The sequence below is a fragment of the Serratia sp. NCCP-200 genome, from assembly GCF_059697885.1.
The window spans coordinates 259285-282323 of sequence record NZ_BAAKUJ010000004.1 but is presented as its reverse complement, the minus strand read 5'-3'; the positions used below and the strand labels follow the sequence as shown (position 1 = coordinate 282323).

The 23039-nt window shown below is 55.9% G+C and carries 23 protein-coding genes and 1 other RNA gene; 7 read left to right on the top strand and 17 right to left on the bottom strand.

The features are described 5' to 3' along the window. The first annotated feature begins 3 nt into the window (after positions 1 to 3). Positions 4 to 382: RNase P RNA component class A (rnpB, locus tag AC6HVW_RS15720), an RNA gene on the top strand. Between the two features lie 54 nt (positions 383 to 436). Here rnpB and AC6HVW_RS15715 read toward each other — a convergent pair. Further along, positions 437 to 1138, bottom strand: coding sequence for a pirin family protein (locus AC6HVW_RS15715; RefSeq protein WP_071682618.1), 702 nt, complete (start codon positions 1136 to 1138; stop codon positions 437 to 439). A gap of 107 nt (positions 1139 to 1245) precedes the next feature. On the opposite strand from AC6HVW_RS15715, the gene AC6HVW_RS15710 reads away from it, so the two are divergent. Beyond that, positions 1246 to 2151, top strand: coding sequence for a LysR family transcriptional regulator (locus AC6HVW_RS15710; protein WP_021180661.1), 906 nt, complete (start codon positions 1246 to 1248; stop codon positions 2149 to 2151). Positions 2152 to 2385: 234 nt separating this feature from the next. Here AC6HVW_RS15710 and AC6HVW_RS15705 read toward each other — a convergent pair whose 3' ends face one another. From AC6HVW_RS15705 to AC6HVW_RS15655, 11 genes are all read right to left on the bottom strand, one after another. Next, positions 2386 to 3372 (bottom strand): glutathione S-transferase family protein, encoded by a 987-nt coding sequence (locus AC6HVW_RS15705; protein WP_071682617.1) that lies wholly within the window; start codon positions 3370 to 3372, stop codon positions 2386 to 2388. Positions 3373 to 3448: 76 nt separating this feature from the next. After that, on the bottom strand, positions 3449 to 3844 hold the full coding sequence (locus AC6HVW_RS15700; protein ID WP_024528174.1) for a DoxX family protein: 396 nt from the start codon (positions 3842 to 3844) through the stop codon (positions 3449 to 3451). A gap of 279 nt (positions 3845 to 4123) precedes the next feature. After that, on the bottom strand, positions 4124 to 4411 hold the full coding sequence (locus AC6HVW_RS15695; protein WP_071682616.1) for a YqjK-like family protein: 288 nt from the start codon (positions 4409 to 4411) through the stop codon (positions 4124 to 4126). Next, positions 4389 to 4808: a phage holin family protein gene (locus AC6HVW_RS15690; protein ID WP_071682615.1), complete on the bottom strand. Its 420-nt coding sequence runs from the start codon at positions 4806 to 4808 to the stop codon at positions 4389 to 4391. Before AC6HVW_RS15690 ends, AC6HVW_RS15695 begins: the two co-directional genes overlap by 23 nt. A gap of 2 nt (positions 4809 to 4810) precedes the next feature. Beyond that, positions 4811 to 5116 carry an ElaB/YgaM/YqjD family protein gene (locus tag AC6HVW_RS15685; protein WP_021180656.1) on the bottom strand — a complete coding sequence of 102 codons (306 nt, stop codon included), beginning with the start codon at positions 5114 to 5116 and terminating at the stop codon, positions 4811 to 4813. Between the two features lie 164 nt (positions 5117 to 5280). Beyond that, positions 5281 to 5652 (bottom strand): DUF1090 domain-containing protein, encoded by a 372-nt coding sequence (locus AC6HVW_RS15680; protein WP_024483094.1) that lies wholly within the window; start codon positions 5650 to 5652, stop codon positions 5281 to 5283. A 227-nt stretch (positions 5653 to 5879) separates the two neighbouring features. Then, entirely contained in the window at positions 5880 to 6251 is a 372-nt protein-coding gene (gene mzrA, locus AC6HVW_RS15675; protein WP_071682647.1) for an EnvZ/OmpR regulon moderator MzrA, read from the bottom strand. After that, entirely contained in the window at positions 6251 to 6925 is a 675-nt protein-coding gene (locus AC6HVW_RS15670; RefSeq protein ID WP_021180653.1) for a DedA family protein, read from the bottom strand. Before AC6HVW_RS15670 ends, mzrA begins: the two co-directional genes overlap by 1 nt. A gap of 130 nt (positions 6926 to 7055) precedes the next feature. Continuing rightward, positions 7056 to 7505, bottom strand: coding sequence for a hypothetical protein (locus AC6HVW_RS15665; RefSeq protein ID WP_024528179.1), 450 nt, complete (start codon positions 7503 to 7505; stop codon positions 7056 to 7058). A 187-nt stretch (positions 7506 to 7692) separates the two neighbouring features. Further along, a complete protein-coding gene (gene exuR / locus AC6HVW_RS15660) occupies positions 7693 to 8469 on the bottom strand; it encodes a transcriptional regulator ExuR (protein WP_071682614.1) in 777 nt (258 codons plus the stop codon). A 117-nt stretch (positions 8470 to 8586) separates the two neighbouring features. Continuing rightward, the gene (locus AC6HVW_RS15655) at positions 8587 to 9885 is read right to left on the bottom strand and encodes an MFS transporter (RefSeq protein WP_021806933.1); all 1299 of its coding nucleotides are present in this window, start codon (positions 9883 to 9885) and stop codon (positions 8587 to 8589) included. Positions 9886 to 10282: 397 nt separating this feature from the next. Between AC6HVW_RS15655 and uxaC the strand changes: the two genes are divergently transcribed. The 3 genes from uxaC (at position 10283) to AC6HVW_RS15640 (ending at position 13846) form a co-directional block, all read left to right on the top strand. Next, positions 10283 to 11695, top strand: a complete 1413-nt coding sequence (gene uxaC, locus AC6HVW_RS15650; protein WP_059198972.1) for a glucuronate isomerase — start codon at positions 10283 to 10285, stop codon at positions 11693 to 11695. Between the two features lie 20 nt (positions 11696 to 11715). Beyond that, the gene (locus AC6HVW_RS15645) at positions 11716 to 13206 is read left to right on the top strand and encodes a UxaA family hydrolase (RefSeq protein ID WP_071682613.1); all 1491 of its coding nucleotides are present in this window, start codon (positions 11716 to 11718) and stop codon (positions 13204 to 13206) included. A gap of 76 nt (positions 13207 to 13282) precedes the next feature. Next, a complete protein-coding gene (locus AC6HVW_RS15640) occupies positions 13283 to 13846 on the top strand; it encodes a YgjV family protein (protein ID WP_071682612.1) in 564 nt (187 codons plus the stop codon). Between the two features lie 91 nt (positions 13847 to 13937). Here AC6HVW_RS15640 and sstT read toward each other — a convergent pair whose 3' ends face one another. The 4 genes from sstT to AC6HVW_RS15620 form a co-directional block, all read right to left on the bottom strand. Further along, a complete protein-coding gene (gene sstT / locus AC6HVW_RS15635; protein ID WP_186486936.1) occupies positions 13938 to 15173 on the bottom strand; it encodes a serine/threonine transporter SstT in 1236 nt (411 codons plus the stop codon). A gap of 293 nt (positions 15174 to 15466) precedes the next feature. Continuing rightward, entirely contained in the window at positions 15467 to 16204 is a 738-nt protein-coding gene (locus tag AC6HVW_RS15630) for a glutamine amidotransferase (protein WP_071682610.1), read from the bottom strand. A gap of 1 nt (position 16205) precedes the next feature. Beyond that, entirely contained in the window at positions 16206 to 17186 is a 981-nt protein-coding gene (locus AC6HVW_RS15625) for a Gfo/Idh/MocA family protein (RefSeq protein ID WP_071682609.1), read from the bottom strand. Positions 17187 to 17275: 89 nt separating this feature from the next. Then, positions 17276 to 17782, bottom strand: a complete 507-nt coding sequence (locus AC6HVW_RS15620) for a M48 metallopeptidase family protein (protein WP_059201900.1) — start codon at positions 17780 to 17782, stop codon at positions 17276 to 17278. 149 nt (positions 17783 to 17931) lie between these two features. Here AC6HVW_RS15620 and rlmG point away from each other — a divergent pair, with 149 nt between their 5' ends. Then, positions 17932 to 19071, top strand: coding sequence for a 23S rRNA (guanine(1835)-N(2))-methyltransferase RlmG (rlmG, locus tag AC6HVW_RS15615; protein ID WP_059201899.1), 1140 nt, complete (start codon positions 17932 to 17934; stop codon positions 19069 to 19071). 42 nt (positions 19072 to 19113) lie between these two features. Here the strand turns inward: rlmG and AC6HVW_RS15610 are convergent, their stop codons facing one another. Beyond that, on the bottom strand, positions 19114 to 21135 hold the full coding sequence (locus tag AC6HVW_RS15610; RefSeq protein WP_497569540.1) for an oxidoreductase: 2022 nt from the start codon (positions 21133 to 21135) through the stop codon (positions 19114 to 19116). A 284-nt stretch (positions 21136 to 21419) separates the two neighbouring features. On the opposite strand from AC6HVW_RS15610, the gene AC6HVW_RS15605 reads away from it, so the two are divergent. Continuing rightward, positions 21420 to 23039: an ABC-F family ATP-binding cassette domain-containing protein gene (locus tag AC6HVW_RS15605; protein ID WP_497569539.1), complete on the top strand. Its 1620-nt coding sequence runs from the start codon at positions 21420 to 21422 to the stop codon at positions 23037 to 23039.

The window sequence follows — 23039 nt, the reverse complement described above, 5'->3', positions numbered from 1 at the left end:
GCCGGAGTTGACCAGACAGTCGCCGCTTCATTGCCGTCCTCTTCGGGGGAGACAGATGGAGGGGAGGAAAGTCCGGGCTCCATAGGGCAGGGTGCCAGGTAACGCCTGGGAGGCGTAAGCCTACGACTAGTGCAACAGAGAGCAAACCGCCGATGGCCCGCGCAAGCGGGATCAGGTAAGGGTGAAAGGGTGCGGTAAGAGCGCACCGCGCGGCTGGCAACAGTCCGTGGCACGGTAAACTCCACCCGGAGCAAGGCCAAATAGGGGTTCGCATGGTACGGCCCGTACTGAACCCGGGTAGGCTGCTTGAGCCAGTGAGCGATTGCTGGCCTAGAGGAATGACTGTCCACGACAGAACCCGGCTTACCGGTCAGCTCCCTCTATACAGATAACCCCGCGTGACGAGAGTCGCGCGGGGTTTTTCTTTATCTGTACCCTACACCGGCAAATCAATCAGCAGCGCACGTAGCGGCGCTTCGGCCTGGATAGTGAGGCGGTTTTCCTCGCGGATAAACGCACCGTCTCCACAGGTCAGGCGCTGGCTCTGGTGATGGTCGCCATTGACCTCAACGGTACCGTGGATCGATTGCAGATAGGCTCGTGGCCCATGCAGAGTAAGCGCCTGCTGTGCTCCCGCCGGTAAGTTCAAATGATGTATCCAGACCTGTTGGCGCAGTTGCAGGCTGCCTTGGGCACCATCTGGTGAGGCCAGTAGCGTATAGGGCTGATCTGGCAGGCTAAAACGCTGCACACGTTCGTTACTGCGCTCCGGACAGGCATCCAGCCACAGCTGCATCCGGGTCAGTGGCGTGCTGCTGCTGACGTTCTGTTCGCTATAGCTAAGCCCCGGTTGCGTAGCCAGCAATAACGCCTCTCCTGCACCCGCGCGTACGGTATTGCCGTCGCTGTCCCGGTATTCGGCTTCACCTTGCAGGATCAGATTCAGGATATCTACGTTGGGATAGGTGCGTGGCTGGAAGGCGGCACCCGGTGCTAATACCTCTTGATTCAGTACCCGCAGCGACGCATAGCCCATCAGCTTGGGATCGAAGTAGTGGCCAAAGGAAAAGGTATAACGAGCCTGCAGCCAACCAAAGTCAGCTTGCCCGCATTGTTGTGCTGTTCTGCATGTGATCATGGCAATCGGCTCTCTAAATTCATTCTCTTGATGGTAAGCATCTGGACGGCGGATTGTTAGCCAGTTAATCTGGTCGGTATATTCAAATTTCCTGATAGAGAGTTTCGATGGCCAGAGATCGGGCGTTAACGCTTGAAGCGCTTAGGGTTATGGATGCGATCGACCGCCGTGGCAGCTTTGCCGCCGCCGCCGATGAGCTGGGGCGAGTGCCTTCGGCGCTCAGCTACACCATGCAAAAATTGGAAGAAGAACTGGATGTGGTGCTGTTTGACCGATCTGGACATCGCACCAAATTTACCAACGTTGGGCGCATGCTGCTTGAGCGTGGCCGCGTATTGCTCGAGGCGGCGGACAAGCTGACGACCGATGCAGAGGCATTGGCGCGGGGGTGGGAAACCCATCTTACCATCGTCAGCGAAGCGCTGTCCCCTGCCTACAAGCTGTTCCCTTTGGTCGATAAGCTGGCGCTGAAGGCCAATACTCAGGTTTCGATTTTTACAGAAGTGTTGGCCGGGGCATGGGAGCGGCTGGAGCAAGGGCGGGCCGATATCGTTATTGCGCCGGATATGCACTTTCGCGCCTCTTCTGAAATCAACACCCGCAAGCTGTATAAGGTGATGAGCGTGTACGTTGCCGCACCGGAACATCCGATCCACCTGGAGCCGGAGCCGCTCTCGGAGCTGACGCGGGTGAAATACCGTGGCATTGCGGTGGCGGATACCGCGCGGGAGCGGCCAGTGTTGACGGTGCAATTGCTGGATAAACAGCAGCGCCTGACGGTGAGCACCATCGAAGATAAGCGCCGTGCCTTGCTGGCTGGGCTGGGGGTTGCCACCATGCCTTATCAGATGGTGGAGAAGGATATCGAGCAGGGGCGCTTGCGCGTGGTGGGGCCGGAATATAGCCGTGAGGCGGACATTATCATGGCCTGGCGGCGCGACAGCATGGGCGAGGCTAAATCCTGGTTCCTACGCGAAATCCCGCGCCTGTTTGCACGCGAGGAGAATCAGTAACTTCTTCGCATTTTCGCATCGTGTAAGGCCCCTCACCCTAACCCTCTCCCACAGGGAGAGGGGACCGATCGAGTTCGTTAATTGCTCTGCGTAATACCTTGCCTTTCTTGTTTTTACTCCCGATTTTCCGAAGTTGTACGAGCCAACCAAGGTCACCGGACAGCTCCCTCTCCCTGTGGGAGAGGGTTGGGGTGAGGGGAAACAGCGATTGCCGGATCCTCAGATTAACCGCAATCAACCAAAACGCACATCGCGCCCGTGGGGTTCATCCAGATCCTGTGCAGGGCCGATCGAAATGATCCCGTGCGGATTGATGGTGGCATGGCTGCGATAATAGTGGTTGCGGATATGCGCCATATCTACCGTTTCGGCAATCCCTGGCATCTGGTAGATATCGCGCAGGAAGCCGTACAGGTTGAGATAGTCGCTGATGCGGCGCTGGTCGCATTTGAAATGAGTGACGTAGACCGGATCGAAACGGATCAGTGTAGTCCACAGGCGGAGATCGGCCTCGGTAAGTCGATCGCCGGTCAGATAACGGTGCTGGCCGAGGATCTGCTCCAACTGCTCCAAAGAGGCAAACACGCCGTTCACCGCTTCGTCATAGGCCTCCTGGCTGGTAGCAAAACCGGCCTTGTACACCCCGTTGTTCACCGAATCGTAAATCCAGCCGTTGAGCGAATCGATCTTTTCACGCAGTTCTGCCGGATAGTAATCTCCTGCCCGTGCGCCGACGGCGTCGAAAGCGCTGTTGAACATGCGGATGATATCGGCAGACTCATTGCTGACGATGGTCTGCTGCTGTTTATCCCACAGCACTGGCACGGTAACGCGGCCGCTGTACTGCGGATCGGCCCGTAGATAGAGCTGGTAAAGAAAATCGGAGTGATACAGCGCATCGCCGGTTGCTGCAGGGAAATCCTGGCCGAAGGTCCAGCCGTTTTCCAACATCAGCGGATGCACCACGGAAACCGGGATGGTTTGCTCCAGCCCTTTTAGCTTGCGCATCAGCAGGGTACGGTGTGCCCAAGGGCAAGCCAGGGAAACATACAGGTGGTAGCGATCTTGCTCGGCTTTAAAACCCGCGTTGCCATGCTCTCCCGCAGCGCCATCTGGGGTGACCCAATTGCGAAACTGAGAGGTTGAACGCTTGAAACGGCCCCCGGTGGATTTGGTGTCATACCAGGTGTCTTGCCAAACGCCATCAACGAGTTGTCCCATGAGATCCTCCAATGTGTCTGAGAGAAAAAGTCAAAAGGCCCGGCGTTGAGCCGAGCCTTTCGTCGATACTATAAGCTTACCACTTTTTGTTCAAAATGCGGTCAATGCTGAAGCCGCCAGGGCCTGCAACCGCCAGTACGATGAAGCCACCGGCAATGGTCAGGTTTTTCATAAACATCAGCTGGTTCACGCCTTCGGCAAAGTTGGTGTGGAACAGCAGCGCGGTCAGGATGGTGAAACCGGCAGTAAACAGCGCCACGGTACGGGTCAGGAAGCCGAACAGGATCGCCAGGCCACCGCCGAACTCCAGCAGGATGGTCAGTGGCAGCAAGAAGCCAGGTACGCCCATCGACTGCATGTATTGTTGGGTGCCGGCATAGGCATCACCCATTTTGCCGTAACCTGCAACGATAAACAGGATTGGCATCAGAATACGAGCAACCAGCAAACCTGCATCTTCTAATTTTTTCATCATTAACTCCAAAAAGTGTTGTTGCTTGCCAAACTTGGCATTGGTACCGCCAGGGGGGTCTGTAGCCACCATGTCCGGTTGATGGAGTGAATGTTAGACGGGAACGCTGCGGGTTGTTAGCAAGTAAAACTGTCGTAATTTTTCAAAAAATCTGAATATTCGCCGTGAGATAAAAGAATTTTTAAATCAATGCGTTAGCATGTTACGTTGGATTTTTGGATAGAAACCACGCAGAGGGGAGGGATTACCAACGGGATAATTGAACCTGTGGCAGCGCGGTTATTTTTTAGGAAGGGCGTTACGGATCAGGCGAACGGTGCCCCAGACGCTGAGTGCCCGTCGTGACCAACGGATCAACTTGCTTGGATGGCGGATGCCGTACAGCGCAATCACGCTGGAGCCAATAGCCATATACTTACGCAGACCATATAGGGTCTGCCAGCTGCGATCAAAGGATTCGGTCTTTTGCAGCCACTGACTTTTGTTGGCGGTCAGATCCAGACGTTGTTGCTGGATCTGCCGGATGAGTTGCTCTTTTCTGCGTTCACGGTACTGGCGGCGATTCATGTTTCTCCTCCAGTTCAGCGCGGTCGAGTTCCAATTGCTGACGTGTTGCCCCTAACAGTGTCGAACGGCGAGCCTTGGACAGTGTCCAGACAAGCCCCACAACAGCCAGGAACAGCAGAATGGCGGTAGTCGTACCCAACGCCATCAGGCGATAAGCGGGGTCGATAGCCCAGAAGATGAGGATTAACAGGCTCATCAGGCCGAAGGCGGTAAACAGCAGGGTAAGCCCCGCCATCATCAGCAACTGGATGAGGTTGGCTTTCTCCTCTTCCAGCTCGATAACGGCCAGACGCACCCGGGTTTCCACCATGCCGACCATAATGGTGACAATCCGTTGGGCGATATCCAGGACCCCTTTACCGGGGCCCTGTGCGCGCGTTTGCGGCTGCTCTGCCATAATCAGCGGCGCGCGAGCAGAACGCCTAACACCACGCCAACCGCGGCGCCGATACCGATACCGGTCCACGGGTTTTCACGCACGTAATCATCGGCCTGGCCAGCCATCTGCTTGGTTTGGTGAGCCAGTTTGTCACCGGCATCGCTCAGACGGGCACGGGTTTCTTTCAGTGCGCCTTCTGCTTTGGAGCGCAGTTTGTCCAGTTCAGCTTTAGGTTTATCGGTGGAAGAGTTCAGTACTTCTTCCAGCGTATCGGCCAGGGACTTCAGTTCAGCGCGTAAATTTTCTGCATGTGAATCATGTGCCATTTCGATAACTCCTTAACATTAACTTCGACAGACTTTTAACATAGCGGATTTATTCACTTAAGCAAAGGGCTTATCCCCGGTGGATATCACTAACCAATGTCATTATAGGCTGGTAAAATCCCGCCATATGGGGCTCTTAGCGATAAATCCGCTAATATAAAAAATTATTCGGCCTGCGCGGCTTTCAGCTCAGCCTGAGCTTCTGCCAGCTTTCTCTGTTTGTTGGCGATTTTATCTGCCTTGCCGGTTTCCTGAGCCTCTTTCAGCTCCTGCTCACGCTCGGCCACTTTCTCCTGCTTATCAGCAATCTTCTTCTGGCGATCGGCTTGTAAACCGGCCTCGGTGCAGTGGGTTTGTACTTCGCTCAGGGCTTTCTGCAGGCCTGCCACACGGTGGCTGTTGCCGTGTTTAGTGGCATAATCGATCTGGGTCTGGATCTCCTGGGCTTTGCTGGCACAAGTCTCGACCGCTGCCTGTGAAAGCGCAGAAAAAGTGAACAGGGGGATGGCCAGTAACAAAGTGTGGCGTAATTTCATGATTTCAATTCCTTAATGCTGGGAGATAACAAGGATGCTCCCGGTTTCCTGCTGCCCAAGGGGCAGTGCGACAGGTGGCCTACGCGGCTGACCCATGCTGACAATCAGCATAGTCACAAATTGCGTAGACCCCCAAAAGTTGAGACTGCCGGTATTTCTCATTCGGCTCAATGTGAAGGGGCGCTGCATGCTGCGCCCGCTTAGGCAATCCCTGCAATGTGAAGGGATTATCCCAGATCAAGTGGCGCACGTGCAAATTTACGCACCCAGCGGCCGGGGAGAGGAGACTCGTTCAGGGCAATGGTATAACCGGGGGGCAGGATATTTTCCAGGGCTTCACGGGCCAGCAGTTGCTGTTCAGGGGAATCCAGGCGGATCACCAGACCATCGCCCTCCGGCGTAATGCTTTTGATGCGGATACCGCGTTCATCCAGGCGCTGATAGACGTAAAAACCATCTGGCAACGATAAGCCCTGCTGAACCACGTGAATACGCAGCTCGTTTTCCGTACGCAAAATGTATGGCGCCAGCACGGCGGCCAATGCCAGCAATAGCAATGAAAGCATCAGCGCGTGTTGCCAGCGTGGGCGTTTGGCTATCACGCGTCTTTCCCTGCACGGTCGGCGCGCTTTTTGCGCCACAAAACCACCAGAGAACCGACTAGCCCGGCGACCAATAGCACCAGTGGCAGCATCATCAGGCCGAACATCAACTGGTCTTCATACTTGCGGAACATTGGGGTTTTCCCGAGGGCAAAACCGACCGATACCAGGATCAGAACCCACAGCAGGCCGCTCATCCAGTTAAAGAACTGGAAGCGTGCGTTGCTCAAACCAGACAACCCGGCAATGGTAGGCAACAGCGTACGGACGAAAGCCAGGAAACGGCCAACCAGCAGGGCCGACAGGCCATGGCGATGGAACAACTGGTGGGCACGCTGATGGTAATGGGCCGGTAGATGAGCTAGCCAACCCTGTACCGTAGGCGTATTGCCTAGCCATCGGCCTTGTATGTAGCTAACCCAGCACCCCAGGCTGGCTGCGGTGGTCAGGATAAGAATGGTCACCGGGAAATTCATGGTGCCTTTGGCGACCAGGACGCCGACCAGGATCAGCAGGCTATCACCCGGCAGGAAGGCGGCGGGCAGCAGGCCGTTTTCCAGAAATAAGATCATAAACAGCAAGACGTACAGCGTCCAGACCAACGAGGGGTTGGCCAGCGTTTCAAAGTCTTGCTGCCATAAGGCATCCAACAGTTGCTTAATGATATCCATCCGGTGTTCCTAAAAACGTCATTGTTATTTTCGTTCAGCGGCTGGGGGCGGTAAGCTCGAGGGGACCCTGGCTGCTGAAGATGATGATCGGTGTTGCTTTATTCTCTGATTCTTTTGGGGCGACACCGGATCATGAGTGATACGTTAGCGAGCCACGGTAAAGTATGTTGCTTTCTTTCCAACCCCCGAGCCTGCTTTGCTGCTGCGGGAAGTTCAGCGTCCAATTGACCTGCCGCAACCGGTTAGGGGCTGGGTTATCTGCCTGCGGTTGAGGCCACAGGCGGTAGCCCAGATCCGTTGCTAAAGTATAGGCCGGAACCGACTGGGACGGGGCCTGCAACGAGCTGGGATAGGAATGCATCCGGGGCAAAGACAGCAGTAGTTTGCTGAGGGGCTTGCGGCGGAGTTCACTGTGCGGACGGTAATCCTGATCGTAGGGGGAAACCACATGCTCATCAAATAATGCCTGAGCACTTAACGCGGAGGCTAAGGCTGCGGTTTGTGCTGCATAGAGCTTTGGGCCGGAGACCGAACCGGTCCAGCAGGAAAGAGCAATAAGCATGGCAAACAACCAGCGCATGTATTCGCGTTCCACCCCAAAGTCAGTCGATAAAAAAGTGGGCTAACTCTACCAAAATAGCACGATTGGCAACAGGGAAATCTACGTGGTCGCTGGGGAAATATCGCGCAGTGGGCGGCTGTACCGGGATCGATTCAGCCGTTTTTACAATACCTGACATTCGGTGCGATTTCTTGACGCCAAAACCCTATTTGATGGGGGTGGCCATGTTATCCAAATGGATCACCGGATTCTCGGCAAACAGGTAGCGATCGGCGTTGTATTCGAAATCGTCGGTGGTGGCATTGAACAGCATCTGCTTGGTGTTTTCCAGATGTTGCCACATGGCCAGTTTGGCACCGTGAGGATCTTTACGTATCAGCGCTTTAAGGATCTCATCGTGATCGTCGCACCAGCTGGCAATGGAACGTTCATCGATGTGTTCGTGCAGTTTGATCCAGTAAGGGTTACTGACACGCTGAGCCCACATTTTTTCCACTATGGTGGCCATGGCGGTATTCTGAGTCGCCAGCGCGACCTGCACGTGGAATTTGAGATCCCACTGCGAATCGCGGAAGCGATCCTCTTTGCGCGCCTGCTCCTGGATCTCCATCAGTTGGACGATATCCTGCTTGGTCACCTGAGTGGCGGCGAACTCGGCGATGTTACTTTCGATCAACTGGCGGGCCTGTAGCAGTTCAAAAGGCCCAGAGGTAGCGAATTCGAGGCTTTCACCCGGAACCACCAGGTGCTTCTGCTGGTTGGAAATCACATGGATGCCCGAGCCTTTGCGCACTTCGACGTAACCTTCCACCTCCAGCATGATGATCGCCTCACGCACCACGGTGCGGCTAACGTTCATCTCTTCTGCGATATAACGCTCGGCTGGCAGTTTCTCACCGACAGGGTAGACCCCGCCCTCAATGCGCCGTTTTAGCTCGGCGGCCAATTGCTGATAAAGGCGTCTGGTTTCAGTGAATTCCATAGTGAATACTCGGTGGTAGAAGGGCGTGATGCCATAGGACCTGTTATACCACTTATCCGTTGTAGCTGCTAGCGAGTCAGATGCGAAAAGCCCGGCACAAAGGCCGGGCTGTGAGGGTTAACTGCTGGCATCTGCCGTTTGTAATCGCTCCTGTTCCAGCTCGGAAACCGGCTTGTTTTGCAGCACGGTCCAGATCACGATGGCGGCCAGGATATCGAACACCGACAGGGCGGCGAACAGCGGGCTGAAGCCTATGGTGTCAGCCAATGCGCCGACCACCAGAGCGAACATGGTGCTCGCCGTCCATGCAGCCATACCTGTCAGCCCGTTGGCGGTAGCGACTTCGTTGCGGCCAAAGACGTCCGACGACAGGGTGATCAGCGCGCCGGACAGTGCCTGGTGGGCAAAACCCCCGATGCACAGTAAGGCGATGGCGACATAAGGGCTGGTGAACAAGCCGATCATGCCTGGGCCAATCATTAGTACAGCGCCCAGGGTGACCACCAGTTTGCGTGAGACGATCAGGTTGACGCCGAAATGCTTTTGGAAGAATGGCGGTAGATAGCCCCCCAGGATGCAGCCGAAATCGGCGAACAGCATCGGCATCCAGGCGAACATGGCAATTTCTTTCAGGTTAAAGCCGTAAGCCTTGAACATGAACAGCGGGATCCAGGCGTTGAAGGTCCCCCAGGCGGGCTCTGCCAGGAAACGCGGTAACGCAATACCCCAGAACTGACGGTTACGCAGGATCTGCCAGGCGGACATCTTCTTGGCATTGCTGGTCTGGTGGTGCGCTTCCTGACCATCCAGAATGTAGCTGCGCTCTTCGGAACTGAGTTTCTTCTGGTCTTTCGGGTGCTTATAGAAGATCAGCCAGCAGATGGCCCAGATCAGGCTCAGGACACCGGTAATGATAAACGCCATTTCCCAACTGTGCGCCACAATCGCCCAGACCACCAACGGAGGAGCGAGCATCGCGCCCACCGAGGAGCCGACGTTAAAGTAACCCACTGCGATGGAGCGCTCTTTGGCCGGGAACCATTCGCTACTGGCTTTCAGCCCGGCAGGGATCATCGCCGCTTCGGCCATACCAACCGCACCGCGGGCCATCGCCAGACCGACCCAACTGTTGGCCAGCGCGGTGCCCATACAGAAGATGGCCCACAGGATGGCAAACATCGCATAGCCGATTTTAGTGCCTAGCACGTCGAGGATATAGCCTGCAACGGGCTGCATCAGGGTATAGCAGGCTGAATAGGCGGCAACAATATAGGAATACTGTTGGGTTGTGATCCCCAGTGAACCTTCCAGCGAGGGGGCTGCGACGGACATCGCATTGCGGGTCAGATAACCGAGCACGGTGCCGATAGTCACCAGGCCGATCATATACCAGCGTAAGCCTTTAATTTTACGCATCCCAAATCTCTCCCAGTCTTAATATTTCGGCCACCGGCAAGCCCGTGGCGGTCATGGTGGTGATTCCCTTTCATCTGGTTGCCGGTATTCCGCTTACCGACGCCGCCTGCGCGTTGCCATTAATCTGTGGTTATAAACCAGTAGCAGGGTGGCGAGAAGATAACTTGTCATACAGATTTAAAAGTTGAGTGACATCACAAAAACCATTATTTTTTTAGGTGATAATGCTTGGCATCATATGGCATTGATTTAATAGTGTCCGTCTGGATAGGTGTTTAGAGGCCGTAATAATTGGCCATCCAAGGTGAAAATCCGCTAGACTCCGCATTAAATTGGTGTGATAACTTTCCGCGAGTTGACAGCAAGGTTAGCCAGGATAAAAGGTGAGGAACCCACTATGGCCACGTTTTTGAGCGATGATTTCTTGTTAGACAGTGAATTTGCCCGCCGCCTGTATCACGACTATGCGGCGGATCAGCCTATTTTCGACTATCACTGCCATCTGCCACCGCAACAGATTGCCGAAAATTATCGTTTTAAAAACATGTACGATATTTGGCTGAAGGGCGATCACTATAAGTGGCGCGCGATGCGTACCAACGGCGTGGCTGAACGCCTATGCACCGGCGATGCTTCTGATCGGGAAAAATTTGATGCCTGGGCGGCAACGGTGCCGCATACCATTGGCAACCCGCTTTATCACTGGACGCACCTGGAACTGCGCCGTCCGTTTGGCATCACCGGCAAGCTGCTCTCCCCAACTACTGCAGATGAAATCTGGCAGCGTGGCAATGAACTGTTGTCGCAGGAGGCTTTCAGCGCTCGCGGTATCATGAAACAGATGAAGGTGAAAATGGTGGGCACCACCGACGATCCGATCGACGATCTGCGCCACCATCATGCCATCGCCACCGACAGCAGCTTCGATATCAAAGTATTGCCAAGCTGGCGCCCAGACAAGGCCTTCAATATTGAAGCCGCCGGGTTTAATGACTATATGCGACAGCTGGAAGCCGCCGCAGACACGTCCATCAGCCGCTTCAGCGATTTGTGCGATGCGCTGAAAAAACGCCTGGATCACTTTGCCGCTCACGGTTGCAAGGTTTCGGATCACGCGTTAGACGTGGTGATGTACGGCGAGGCCGATGAGGCAACGCTAGACAAGATCCTGGCCCAGCGCCTTAGCGGAGAGCTGCCAACGCCACAGCAGGTTGCCCAGTTCAAGACCGCCGTCCTGCTGTTCCTGGCTACTGAATATCAGCGCCGCGAATGGGTGCAGCAATACCACATCGGCGCACTGCGTAATAACAATAGCCGGATGTTCACTACTATCGGCCCAGACATTGGCTTCGATTCCATTAACGATCAGCCGGTAGCCGAATCACTGTCGCGCCTGCTGGATGCTCAAGCCAAGCAGGGATCGCTGCCGAAGACCATTCTTTACTGCCTGAACCCACGGGATAACGAAGTGATCGGCACCATGGTCGGCAACTTCCAGGGTGAAGGTACGCCGGGCAAGATCCAGTTTGGTTCAGGCTGGTGGTTTAACGATCAGAAAGACGGTATGCAGCGCCAGATGACGCAGTTGGCACAGCTTGGGCTACTTAGCCGCTTTGTGGGCATGCTGACCGACAGCCGCAGCTTCCTTTCCTACACGCGTCACGAATACTTCCGTCGCATCCTGTGCCAGATGATTGGCCGCTGGGTGGAAGATGGCGAAGCACCGGCGGATATTGCGTTGCTGGGTGAGATGGTGAAAAACATCTGCTTCGACAATGCCAAACACTATTTTGCTATCGAATTAGCGTAGTTACAGCTCGAGGTTGGTTTATGCAAAGCATCATAAAGATTCATGCAAAAGATAATGTGGCGGTCGCACTGTGTGATTTGGCAGCTGGTGACCAGCCTGTCTGGGAAGGGCAGGCGATCGCACTGGCGCAGGACGTTGCTCGGGGGCACAAGTTTGCCCTTGAACCGATCGCTGCCGGTGAGATGATCGTCAAGTACGGCTTGCCGATCGGCTATGCGCTGGTGGCCATCGCAGCGGGCGAACATATCCATTCGCAAAATGCCAAAACCAACCTGAGCGATCTCGACAGCTATCAGTATCAACCGGATTTCCAGACCTTACCGGCGCAGGCGGCAGATCGTGAGGTGCAGATTTACCGCCGCAGCAACGGTGAGGTAGGGATCCGCAACGAACTGTGGATCATCCCAACCGTGGGCTGTGTGAACGGCATCGCCCGTCAGATCCTGCAACGTTTTCTGAAGGAAACCGGGGAAGCAGAGGGGATCGACGGCGTGCATCTTTTCAGCCACCCCTTCGGCTGCTCACAGCTCGGCCAGGATCATGAAAATACCCGCACCATGCTGCAAAATATGGTGCGTCACCCCAATGCCGGTGCGGTTCTGGTGATTGGCCTGGGCTGTGAGAACAACCAGGTGGATGCTTTCCGCAGCACCTTGGGTGAGTTTGATGAACAGCGCGTGCGTTTTATGGTCTGCCAGCAACAGGATGATGAAGTTGCCGACGGATTGGCACATTTACATGAATTATACCAGATTATGCGCGACGATCGGCGCCAGCCGGGCAAGCTCAGCGAGCTGAAGTTTGGCCTGGAATGTGGGGGATCGGACGGTTTATCGGGGATCACAGCCAACCCGTTATTGGGCTGCTTCTCGGATTATGTGATTGCCAACGGCGGCACCACGGTGCTGACCGAAGTGCCGGAAATGTTTGGTGCCGAACGCATTCTGATGAGCCGCTGCCGCGATGAAGACACCTTTGAAAAAACCGTCAGCATGGTCAACGACTTCAAACAGTATTTTATTGCCCACGACCAACCGATTTACGAGAACCCTTCACCGGGCAACAAGGCTGGAGGCATCACCACGCTAGAAGAGAAATCTCTGGGTTGCACCCAAAAAGCCGGGCAGAGCCAGGTGGTGGACGTGTTGAAATACGGTGAGCGTCTGCGTCTGCCGGGGCTGAACCTGCTGAGTGCGCCGGGCAATGATGCGGTCGCTACCAGCGCGCTGGCTGGAGCCGGTTGCCATATGGTGCTGTTCAGCACCGGGCGGGGGACACCTTACGGTGGCTTTGTGCCAACGGTAAAGCTGGCGACCAACTCGGAGCTGGCGGCGAAGAAACCGCACTGGATCGATTTTGACGCAGGCCGCCTGATCCACGGCTTGCCGATGGCGCAGATGCTGGAGCAGTTTGTCGATCTGATCGCGGACATTGCCGATGGCGCTCCGGCGCGTAATGAAGTGAATGATTTCCGCGAGTTGGCGATCTTTAAAAGCGGTGTCACGTTGTAAAGCCTAGCCGGCGGGAGTAGCATAAAACGGCGTTTTGTTTTAAACGCCTTGCTACTACCGCCCCAGGATCTCCCTAATGACGTTTTATTGGTTTGCGCAGTCTGTTGGCGTGCTGGCTTTTTTGGTCGGCATCACCAGCTTTTTTAATCGCGATGACCAGCGTTTCAAACTGCAGCTGTCGGGCTACAGCCTGATTATCGGCATTCACTTTATCCTGATGGGGGCGAATGCCGCAGGGAGTAGCGCACTGCTTAGCGCCTGCCGCAACCTGGTTTCGATGAAGACTCGCAGCCTATGGGTGATGTGGATCTTTATCTCCCTTACGCTCATCATCGGTTTATCCCGCTTCCACCACTGGATCGAACTGCTACCGATTTGCGGCACGACCGTCAGCACCTGGGCGTTGTTCCGCACACGGGGTTTGATCACTCGCTGTGTAATGTGGTGCTCAACGGCCTGTTGGGTTACCCACAACATCTGGCTTGGCTCGATCGGGGGTTCGCTGATTGAAGGCAGTTTCCTGCTGATGAACGGTTTCAACATTATCCGCTTCCGCCGCCTGCAACTGCGCGGCATCGATCCTTTTGCGGTCGAAAAAAAGGCGCCCGTTGCAGAGGGGCGCCAGCCAGTTAAGCAATAAAGTGCCGGTTGCTGAGATTATCTTCACTCTTCCAACAGAGCAGAGGCTATCAGCTCCCTCTCCCTGTGGGAGAGGGTTGGGGTGAGGGGACTTAGCGAACTTTCAGCGGATCTTCATTGGCCAAGCGCTGGTCTTCCGCCTGACAGGCCGCTGCGGTAAACAGCACGTCGGTGGAGGAGTTGAGCGCGGTTTCAGCCGAGTCCTGCAGTACGCCGATGATAAAGCCGACGGCAACGACCTGCATCGCAATTTCGTTAGGAATACCGAACATGTTGCAAGCCAGCGGGATCAACAGCAGTGAACCACCGGCCACGCCGGAGGCCCCACAGGCGCAGATCGCAGCAACCACGCTCAGCAGCAGTGCAGTCGGCACATCCACCGGAATACCCAGCGTATTCACCGCCGCCAGCGTCAGCACGGTGATGGTGATTGCGGCACCAGCCATGTTGATGGTCGCCCCTAACGGAATAGAAACCGAATAGGTATCTTCGTTCAGATTCAGCTTTCTGCTCAGTTCCATATTCACCGGAATGTTGGCTGCGGAGCTGCGGGTAAAGAAGGCGGTAACGCCGCTTTCGCGCAGGCAGGTGAACACCAGTGGATAAGGATTACGGCGGATTTTCCAGTAAACGATCAGCGGGTTCAGCACCAACGCCACCAGCAGCATACAGCCGATCAGCACGAACAGTAGTTGAGCATAGCCCCACAGTGCGCTGAAGCCGGTATCGGCCAGGGTCGATGCCACCAGGCCAAAGATACCCAGCGGCGCAAAGCGGATCACCGAACGAACCACCATGGTCACGGCATGGGACATGTCGGTGATTAGCGATTTGGTGGTATCAGAGGCATGGCGCAGTGCCAGCCCCAAACCCACGGCCCAGGCCAGGATGCCGATATAGTTGGCGTTGATCAGCGCATGGAATGGGTTCGCCACCACGCTCATCAGCAAGCCTTTGAGCACTTCAACGATGCCACCTGGCGGATTGATGTCGGTGGTGCCCACGGCCAGCGCCAGCGTGGAAGGGAAAATAAAGCTGATCACCACGGCGGTCAGCGCGGCGGCAAAGGTACCCAGCAGGTAAAGGAACAGGATGGGGCGGATATTGGTTTTTTGGCCCTGCTTATGGTTGGCAATGGAGGCCATGACCAACACCAGCACCAGCAGCGGTGCCACCGCCTTCAGCGCGCCAACGAACAGCGAGCCGAGCAGGCCAACGGCTGCTGCTGCGGCTGGCGAAACCAGTGCCACCACAATGCCCGCTACCAGGCCGATCAATATTTGTTTAACCAGGCTGCCCTGAGTGATGCGTCGTAATAGTTTATTCATGATGCGCTTGCGTTTCCGCTCCCTGAGAATGTGATGTACAGATTGCTGCGCCTCGGCTGAAACGTGGCCGGGCAACTTATCGTCATATCTGTAACTAAGTATGTTTGCTACGCCAGTATTCAGTAAACGGGGGATCTTGGAAAGGGGAGAAGGTGAAATTACCTGCATGGATCAATGATTGATAACATGCTGTTTACATTTGTGTGATCGTCATAACATTTGGCGTTTATGGCTATTTGCCAAATAATCGCGGGGCGTCTAGCACCCCGGATAACAGATTATGGTGACTAACCTCAACCGACCCCGGCCAATGGCTGCTGGGCCCCAAGGCTGGCGACAAAGTCTTGCAGTAACAGCTGGCTGAATGGCGTATCGCTAACCTGTTGTTGTTTAAGTTGATAAATTTTCTGCTTGGCCGGTTCCAACTCGCTGAGCCAGCTCAGGTAGCGCTGCATGATCGCCCCGTTAAATTCCGGGTGGAACTGGGTGGTCAGGGCGTTATCGCCGTAACGCAGGATTTGGCAGGCGTCCTGTTGCGAGCGGGCCAGCACTTCAGCCCCTGGTGGCGGCGTTAGTACGCTTTGCGCATGGATCAGGTTCACGTTGAAGCGAGCAGGCAGGGTGGCAAGACGCTTATCTGAGCGGGCAGCGGGTAATAACTCGATCTCGAGAGTGCCAACCTCCATGCCCTGCGGGTGGTAGCCCACCTCGCCGCCCAGCGCATGTGCCAAAAGCTGGTGGCCGTAGCACACGCCAAAGATCGGCAGGTTGATTTGCATTGCCTGGCGCAACCATTCTGCCGCCCGTTCGCTCCAGGGAAGCCGTTCGGTCACCATCGCGGCTGAACCGGTGATCACCACGCCGCAGTAATCTTCTGGGGGCAATGGCGTCTCACCGGCGAGGACGTGCACGATCTGTACTCGATCGGTGTTGATATTTCCCTGTTTTAGGAACATCTGCTCAAAATTGGCCTGCTCCTGCTGGATCATCTGCGGTGCATCACCGGTTTGCATCAACAACAGCGGTTTCATCTCATTCTCCGTCAGCGGGGAACACTACGCCGGTCTGGCGGCGGATCTCCGTCAGCAGGCTGGCGACGATCAGGGAATTTTCCAGGCCCTCATGCTCGACCTGCCGTTTTTCCACCAGTTCGGCAAACACTTGCGCTTCATACAGCATGGTATTGATGTGTTGTGGCTGGGTCAGCACCTGGCTATTTTCACCGCGCGGCGTCAGCACCACGCCTTGGGCTTCGGAGATTTTTTCGATCACCAGCGTACCTTCTTCGCCCTGGATCTCACTCGGAATGTCAGAGTTGCTGACCTTGGAATGGCTGATCACCACGTCAAAGTCACCATAGTTCAGGCACACGCTGCCGTGGGCATCGACTCCGGTATCGAGCAATGTTGCGCTAGCCAATACCGACTGCGGTGCACCAAACAGCGCCACGGTGCTGGCCACGCAGTAATAGCCAATGTCCATGATCGAGCCGTTGGAGAACTGCGGGTTGAAGGTGTTCGGGTTTTCACCGGCCAGATAACGGGGATAGCGAGAGGAGTATTGGCAATAGTTGATAAATGCCTTACGCAGTTTGCCAATCTTTGGCAATGCCTGTTGCAGGATAAGAAAATTGGGCAAGTGGGCGCTTTTGAACGCTTCAAACAGCACTACCTGATGTTCCCGTGCGCAAGCCACCAGTTGTTCCACTTCGCGCAGATTTGACGCCAGCGGCTTCTCGCAAATCACGTGTTTTTTATGGCTGAGGAATAGCAGAGATTGTTGGCAGTGCAGAGCGTTGGGGCTGGCAATATACACCGCATCAATCACGTCGGATTGCGCCAGCGCTTCCAGCGAGTCAAAGAAGTGCTCGACCGGGTAGTTGGCGCCAAAGGCCTGCGCTTGTTCGAGCTTACGCGAATAGATGGCGGTCAGCCTCATCTTGCCGCTTTCGTGAGCCGCATCGATAAAACGTTCGGTGATCCAGTTGGTGCCGACAACAGCAAAGCGAATCATGGGTGACTCCAGTTTCCACAGGAAGATAGCTCAGGGGACCAGATTATCACGCCGCAAAGATTAGGCGAATATTTGCTTAAAAAGGCTTATTATTCATATAGTTCACCAAACAAGGAGAGATGGGTCAGATACAGACGGGTATCAAACTCCAACTGGTGATAGCTGGGTTCCATATGGCAGCACAGGCTGTAAAACGCCTTGTTGTGGTCTTTCTCTTTCAGGTGCGCCAACTCGTGGACCACGATCATGCGCAGGAAAGGCTCTGGGGCGTTTTTAAACACCGTCGCCACGCGGATCTCGGCTTTGGCCTTCAGCTTGCCACCTTGCACCCGGGAAATGGCGGTATGCAGCCCCAAGGCGTGCTTCATCACCTGGATTTTGCTGTCGTAGGCCACCTTGCTCAGCGGTTGAGCATTACGCAGATACTGATTTTTCAGATCGACGGTAAACTGATAAAGCGACTTGTCGGTGGTGCAGTCATGAACCTGCGGATAGCGTTGTAACAAAACCTCACCCAGCCGCTGTTGCTCGATGAGTTGTTGCACCTGCATTTGCAGATGATCGGGGTAGCCTTGCAGGTAGCTCAGTTCAGACATGTTATTCAGTATTCAGTGGTAAACCGGGGCGAGCATTGTATGACGTTTTGTTGCTCAAATCCTGCAAAGGGCAATTAATCCCAAAAAACATTTTACTGCCGAGCGTTTTTAGGGGATAAACAGCCCAAATTTATCATTCAGGAGGGGCAATGAGCCAACTCGATCTGGGAACACAGCAACTTGAGCTGGAGCGTTATCCCCAACAGGAAGAAGCCACCCAGCTGCAGGCGTGGGAAGCGGCGGACGAATATCTGCTGCAACAGTTGGAAAATGTCGACATCGGCGAACGTCCGGTACTGATTTTCAACGACAACTTTGGCACCTTGGCTTGTGCTCTGCATGGCTATAAGCCTTACAGTATCAGCGATTCATACATGAGCCAGTTGGCGACGCGCCATAACCTCAAGCTCAATGAGCTCGATGTCGAGCAGGTCACCTTGCAAGACAGCCTGGCCGAACTGCCTGCCAACCCGGCGGTGGTGTTGATCCGCATCCCGAAAGCGCTGGCGCTGCTGGAGCAGCAATTACGTGCTCTACGTGACGTGGTGGCACCCGATACGCTGATCGTGGCGGGTGCCAAGGCGCGTGACGTGCATACCTCGACCATGCAAGTGTTTGAGCGGGTGCTGGGCCCAACCCGCACCAGCCTGGCCTGGAAAAAGGCCCGCCTGATCTATTGCCAGGTCGCTGACATCGTGCCACCGGCAGCGCCGGAAACCACCGACTGGCTGCTCGACGGCACGGACTGGCTGATCCACAATCACGCCAACGTGTTCTCACGCGGTAGCCTGGATATTGGCGCACGCCTGTTCCTGGAAAATCTGCCGAAGGATTTGCAGGGCCATATTGTCGATCTCGGCTGTGGCAACGGCATTATCGGGATGCGTGCCTTGGTGCAGAACCCGCAAGCGCAGATGACCTTCGTCGATGAGTCTTACATGGCGGTGGCTTCCAGCGAACTGAACGTGGAGCACAACCTGCCGCAGGAGATGGATCGCTGTCAGTTTGAAGTGAACAACTCGCTGGCGGGCATTGAGCGTGAAAGCCTGCAGGCGGTACTGTGCAACCCACCGTTCCACCAGCAACATGCGATCACCGATCATACCGCCTGGCAAATGTTCTGCGACGCCAAGCGCTGCCTGCAAGTAGGTGGTGAGCTGTGGATCGTGGGCAACCGCCATCTGGATTACTACCAGAAGCTGAGGCGTTTATTCGGCAACTGCACCACCGTGGCCTCTAACCAGAAGTTCTTGATCCTCAAAGCGGTCAAGTCTGGCGCGCGCTATTGATGTAGGGGCGCAGCATTATACTGCGCCCGTCTAATCAATGGGTTACAGAGCCATTGCCAACCGCGTGCCCTGATCGATAGCGCGGCGGGCATCCAGCTCGGCAGCCACGTCGGCTCCGCCAATCAGATATACCGTTTTCCCCATCTCCAGCAGCGGCTGCTGCAATTCACGGCGCGGTTCCTGCCCGGCACAAATTACCACCGTATCCACCGGCAAGCAGCTTTCCTGCTCGGCACGCAGGATATGCAGACCTTCGTCGTCAATGCGTTGATAGCTCACGCTATTGAGCATTTTCACGCCACGTAGCGCCAGGCTGGTGCGATGGATCCAACCGGTGGTTTTACCCAGCCCTTCACCTACCTTGCTGGTTTTGCGTTGCAACAGGAATATCTGGCGTGGTGAGGCTGGCACTTCCGGCCCTTGGGCGCTGAGGCCCCCGCGCTGCTCGAGCTGCGAATCGATCCCCCATTCGCGGTTAAACGCTGCCGGATCCAGGCTACTGGAGGTGCCGTGCTGGCTAAGGTATTCGGCGACGTCGAAGCCAATTCCCCCGGCCCCAATGATGGCGACCCGTTGCCCAACCGGCTTTTTATCGCGTAAAACATCGAGATAGTTCACCACCTTGGCGTGCTCGATGCCCGCAATAGCTGGCATACGCGGCACGATGCCACAGGCCAGGATCACCTCATCGAAATCCGCCAGATCCTGCGGTTGCACCTGCTGCCCCAGCTTCAGCTCCACTTCATTGAGCGCCAACTGACGGCGGAAATAGCGCAACGTCTGGTGAAACTCCTCCTTGCCGGGGATTTGCTTGGCGATATTGAATTGGCCACCGATCTGCTCGGCGGCGTCAAACAGGGTTACCTGATGCCCACGGCTGGCGGCGGTGGTGGCAAACGCCAACCCGGCTGGCCCGGCCCCCACCACGGCCAATTTTTTAGGCGTTGCCGTGGCGATCAATGGCATTTCGGTTTCGCGACAGGCGCGAGGGTTGACCAGGCAGGAAGTGAGCTTGTGATCGAAAATCTGATCCAGACAGGCCTGATTGCAGCCGATGCAGGTGTTGATTTCGTCTGCACGACCTTCAGCGGCTTTCTGCACGAACGCCGCATCCGCCAGGAACGGGCGCGCCATGGACACCATGTCGGCACAGCCATCGGCCAACACCTGTTCCGCCACCGCCGGATCGTTGATGCGGTTGGTGGTGATCAGCGGGATCTTCACTTTGCCCATCAGCTTGCGCGTCACCCAACTGAACCCGGCGCGCGGCACCATGGTGGCGATGGTGGGAATACGTGCTTCGTGCCAGCCGATGCCGGTGTTGATCAGCGTTGCGCCAGCCTGTTCAATCGCCACGGCAAGCTGTTCGATCTCCTGCCAGCTGGAGCCATCCTCCACCAGATCGAGCATCGACAGGCGGTAGATCAGAATAAATTCTGGCCCGGTTGCCTCGCGCACGGCCCGCACAATTTCCACGGCGAAACGCATGCGGTTGCTGAAGCTGCCACCCCATTGGTCGGTGCGCTGGTTGGTGCGCGAGACCAGGAACTGGTTAATCAGGTAGCCCTCAGACCCCATGACTTCCACGCCGTCATAGCCAGCCTGCTGAGCCAAAGCCGCGCAGTTGGCGAAGTCGGCAATAGTCTGTTCGACCTCTTGATGGGTAAGTGCTGCTGGGCTGAATGGGTTAATCGGCGCTTGCAGCGCAGAAGGGGCTACCGGCTGTGGCTGATAGCTATAGCGCCCGGTATGCAGGATTTGCAGGGCAATCTTGCCTCCAGCCTGATGGACTGCCTCAGTTACGATCCGGTGATGGGCAACCTGCTGTGGCTGGTTCAGGACCGATGCCCCACGATACACCACGCCTTTCTCATTGGGGGCTATACCGCCGGTCACGATAAGGGCGACACCGGCAGCGGCCCGCTCGGCATAGAATGCCGCCATACGCTCGGGGCCATCAGGCAGTTCTTCCAGGCCAGTGTGCATCGAGCCCATCAACACCCGATTTTTCAAGGTGGTGAAGCCGAGATCCAGCGGCGCAAGCAGGTTGGGGTAAGCACGCATTGCAGTCTCCACAATATTTATCGTTATAGTTTTGACGACCCTTAAGTGGTCGGATGAGATAAATCTAGCCGTTGTTGGCGCACTTGGGAAACGCGGATGTGCTGAATGTGATAGACCTCATGTTTGCAATCGGTATAAAAGATCGGCTAACATCGGCTCGCTTTATCCCTTTTCTCTCTGCGGAGCCATTACCGAAAATGAACAACCACACCTGCTGATATCTGGCCCTATACCGAGCACGCCCGTGCCGTATGGGGATGTTTTGATTTCATACAGGAGTGTTTATGGCTCATTTTGCGCAGTCCCCTTATTTCGTTTTACATCAATTAACCTGTCAGTTTGCCAATGGCGAAACGCTGTTTGGCCCGCTTAATCTGGCCGTTGAACAGCAGCACTGTGGCCTGGTGGGGCGTAACGGCGTGGGAAAAACTCGCCTGCTACGTCTGATTGCCGGGTTGGATCAACCCGCCTCAGGCCATATTGAGACGCAGGCAACCTTTGCCTATGTGGCTCAGCAGCCTCACTTCACCGAACAGACAACCCAGGCAACGCTGCTAGGCTACGGCGAGGTGTTTGCCGCCCAGGCCCGTCTTGAGCAAGGTTGCCCACGGCTGGACGATATCGATCGTCTTGAGGGCCAGTGGGATCTGGCGGATCGCCTGAGCACGGCTTTTGCGGCGGCGGGATTGCCTGATTTTGACCCGCAACGGCCAGCCGGAGAGCTGAGTGGCGGCGAGCGTATGCGTGCGGCTTTGTGTGGCGCGTTAATGTCGGGGGCCGATTTCCTGTTGCTGGACGAACCGACCAATCACCTCGATAGCACGGGCCGTGAATGGTTGTATCAGCAATTGGCACAGTGGCGCGGCGGCCTGTTGATTGCCAGCCACGATCGGCAACTGCTGTCACGGATGCAGCGGATCGTCGAACTGACTCCCGAAGCACTGCGCAGCTATAGTGGCAATTATCACGAATACCATCGGCTGCGGGAGCAAGAGCAACAGGCGGCGCGTGCCCAACTGGAACATGCCGCGTTGGAAAGACGGCGCGTCCGCGCCCGCCAGCAGAAAGAACATGACAATTACCAGCGCCACTCCGCCCGTACGCTGAGAACCGTAGACTCGCTGAATATCGCCTCTTTTGAAAAAGCGGCCCTCAAAGGGGCTGCGCGCGACACGATGGGTACCTTGCGTAAACAGCATCAGGGGCAAAAGAACACACTGGATGAAGCAGTGCGCGAGGCGAGGGAACGGGTTGAAGAGGATAACCCGGTGATGCTGACCTTACCGGGCAGCACGGTGGCCGCAGGTAAGCAGGTGTTGGTACTGGAACAGTTACAGCTGCCGTTTTTCAGCTTACCGCCGCTCGACTGGCGGATAGATGGCCCGATGCGCGTCGCCATCACCGGCCCGAACGGCTGTGGCAAATCCACGCTGTTGAAGGTGATCCTGGGGCAGCTGGCTGCCAGCGCTGGTCATTGCCATTGCTCGGTATCGCTGGCCTATCTCGATCAAAACCTGTCCCAGCTCGATCTGACGCGTTCGGTGGTCGATCATCTGGGTTTACAGGATACCCCGCTGGCCGAAGGAGTATTGCGTAGCCAACTGGCGCAGCTGCAACTGAATGCCGACCGAGTCACGCTGCCGCTGGCGGCATTGAGTGGTGGAGAGCGGTTGAAAGCGGCGCTGGCCTGTGTGCTGTGGCGGCGTGAGCCTGCGCAACTCCTGCTGCTGGATGAACCGACCAACCATTTGGATCTGGCCTCATCGCAGGCGATTGAAGCGGCCTTGGCGGAGTTTCCTGGTGCGATGCTGGTAGTGTCGCACGATGAGGACTTCTTACAGGCGCTGCGATTGACCCATCGTTTGTCCTGGTCGGCAGCGGGTTGGTGCTTTCAAGCAATGTAA

What these genes read in the sequence shown, in the direction of transcription:
- AC6HVW_RS15715 (WP_071682618.1), bottom strand. Translation starts at nt 1,138, where the DNA reads ATGATCACATGCAGAACAGCACAACAATGCGGGCAAGCTGACTTTGGT.
- AC6HVW_RS15710 (WP_021180661.1), top strand. Translation starts at nt 1,246, where the DNA reads ATGGCCAGAGATCGGGCGTTAACGCTTGAAGCGCTTAGGGTTATGGAT.
- AC6HVW_RS15705 (WP_071682617.1), bottom strand. Translation starts at nt 3,372, where the DNA reads ATGGGACAACTCGTTGATGGCGTTTGGCAAGACACCTGGTATGACACC.
- AC6HVW_RS15700 (WP_024528174.1), bottom strand. Translation starts at nt 3,844, where the DNA reads ATGAAAAAATTAGAAGATGCAGGTTTGCTGGTTGCTCGTATTCTGATG.
- AC6HVW_RS15695 (WP_071682616.1), bottom strand. Translation starts at nt 4,411, where the DNA reads ATGAATCGCCGCCAGTACCGTGAACGCAGAAAAGAGCAACTCATCCGG.
- AC6HVW_RS15690 (WP_071682615.1), bottom strand. Translation starts at nt 4,808, where the DNA reads ATGGCAGAGCAGCCGCAAACGCGCGCACAGGGCCCCGGTAAAGGGGTC.
- AC6HVW_RS15685 (WP_021180656.1), bottom strand. Translation starts at nt 5,116, where the DNA reads ATGGCACATGATTCACATGCAGAAAATTTACGCGCTGAACTGAAGTCC.
- AC6HVW_RS15680 (WP_024483094.1), bottom strand. Translation starts at nt 5,652, where the DNA reads ATGAAATTACGCCACACTTTGTTACTGGCCATCCCCCTGTTCACTTTT.
- AC6HVW_RS15670 (WP_021180653.1), bottom strand. Translation starts at nt 6,925, where the DNA reads ATGGATATCATTAAGCAACTGTTGGATGCCTTATGGCAGCAAGACTTT.
- AC6HVW_RS15665 (WP_024528179.1), bottom strand. Translation starts at nt 7,505, where the DNA reads ATGCGCTGGTTGTTTGCCATGCTTATTGCTCTTTCCTGCTGGACCGGT.
- exuR (WP_071682614.1), bottom strand. Translation starts at nt 8,469, where the DNA reads ATGGAATTCACTGAAACCAGACGCCTTTATCAGCAATTGGCCGCCGAG.
- AC6HVW_RS15655 (WP_021806933.1), bottom strand. Translation starts at nt 9,885, where the DNA reads ATGCGTAAAATTAAAGGCTTACGCTGGTATATGATCGGCCTGGTGACT.
- uxaC (WP_059198972.1), top strand. Translation starts at nt 10,283, where the DNA reads ATGGCCACGTTTTTGAGCGATGATTTCTTGTTAGACAGTGAATTTGCC.
- AC6HVW_RS15645 (WP_071682613.1), top strand. Translation starts at nt 11,716, where the DNA reads ATGCAAAGCATCATAAAGATTCATGCAAAAGATAATGTGGCGGTCGCA.
- AC6HVW_RS15640 (WP_071682612.1), top strand. Translation starts at nt 13,283, where the DNA reads ATGACGTTTTATTGGTTTGCGCAGTCTGTTGGCGTGCTGGCTTTTTTG.
- sstT (WP_186486936.1), bottom strand. Translation starts at nt 15,173, where the DNA reads ATGAATAAACTATTACGACGCATCACTCAGGGCAGCCTGGTTAAACAA.
- AC6HVW_RS15630 (WP_071682610.1), bottom strand. Translation starts at nt 16,204, where the DNA reads ATGAAACCGCTGTTGTTGATGCAAACCGGTGATGCACCGCAGATGATC.
- AC6HVW_RS15625 (WP_071682609.1), bottom strand. Translation starts at nt 17,186, where the DNA reads ATGATTCGCTTTGCTGTTGTCGGCACCAACTGGATCACCGAACGTTTT.
- AC6HVW_RS15620 (WP_059201900.1), bottom strand. Translation starts at nt 17,782, where the DNA reads ATGTCTGAACTGAGCTACCTGCAAGGCTACCCCGATCATCTGCAAATG.
- rlmG (WP_059201899.1), top strand. Translation starts at nt 17,932, where the DNA reads ATGAGCCAACTCGATCTGGGAACACAGCAACTTGAGCTGGAGCGTTAT.
- AC6HVW_RS15610 (WP_497569540.1), bottom strand. Translation starts at nt 21,135, where the DNA reads ATGCGTGCTTACCCCAACCTGCTTGCGCCGCTGGATCTCGGCTTCACC.
- AC6HVW_RS15605 (WP_497569539.1), top strand. Translation starts at nt 21,420, where the DNA reads ATGGCTCATTTTGCGCAGTCCCCTTATTTCGTTTTACATCAATTAACC.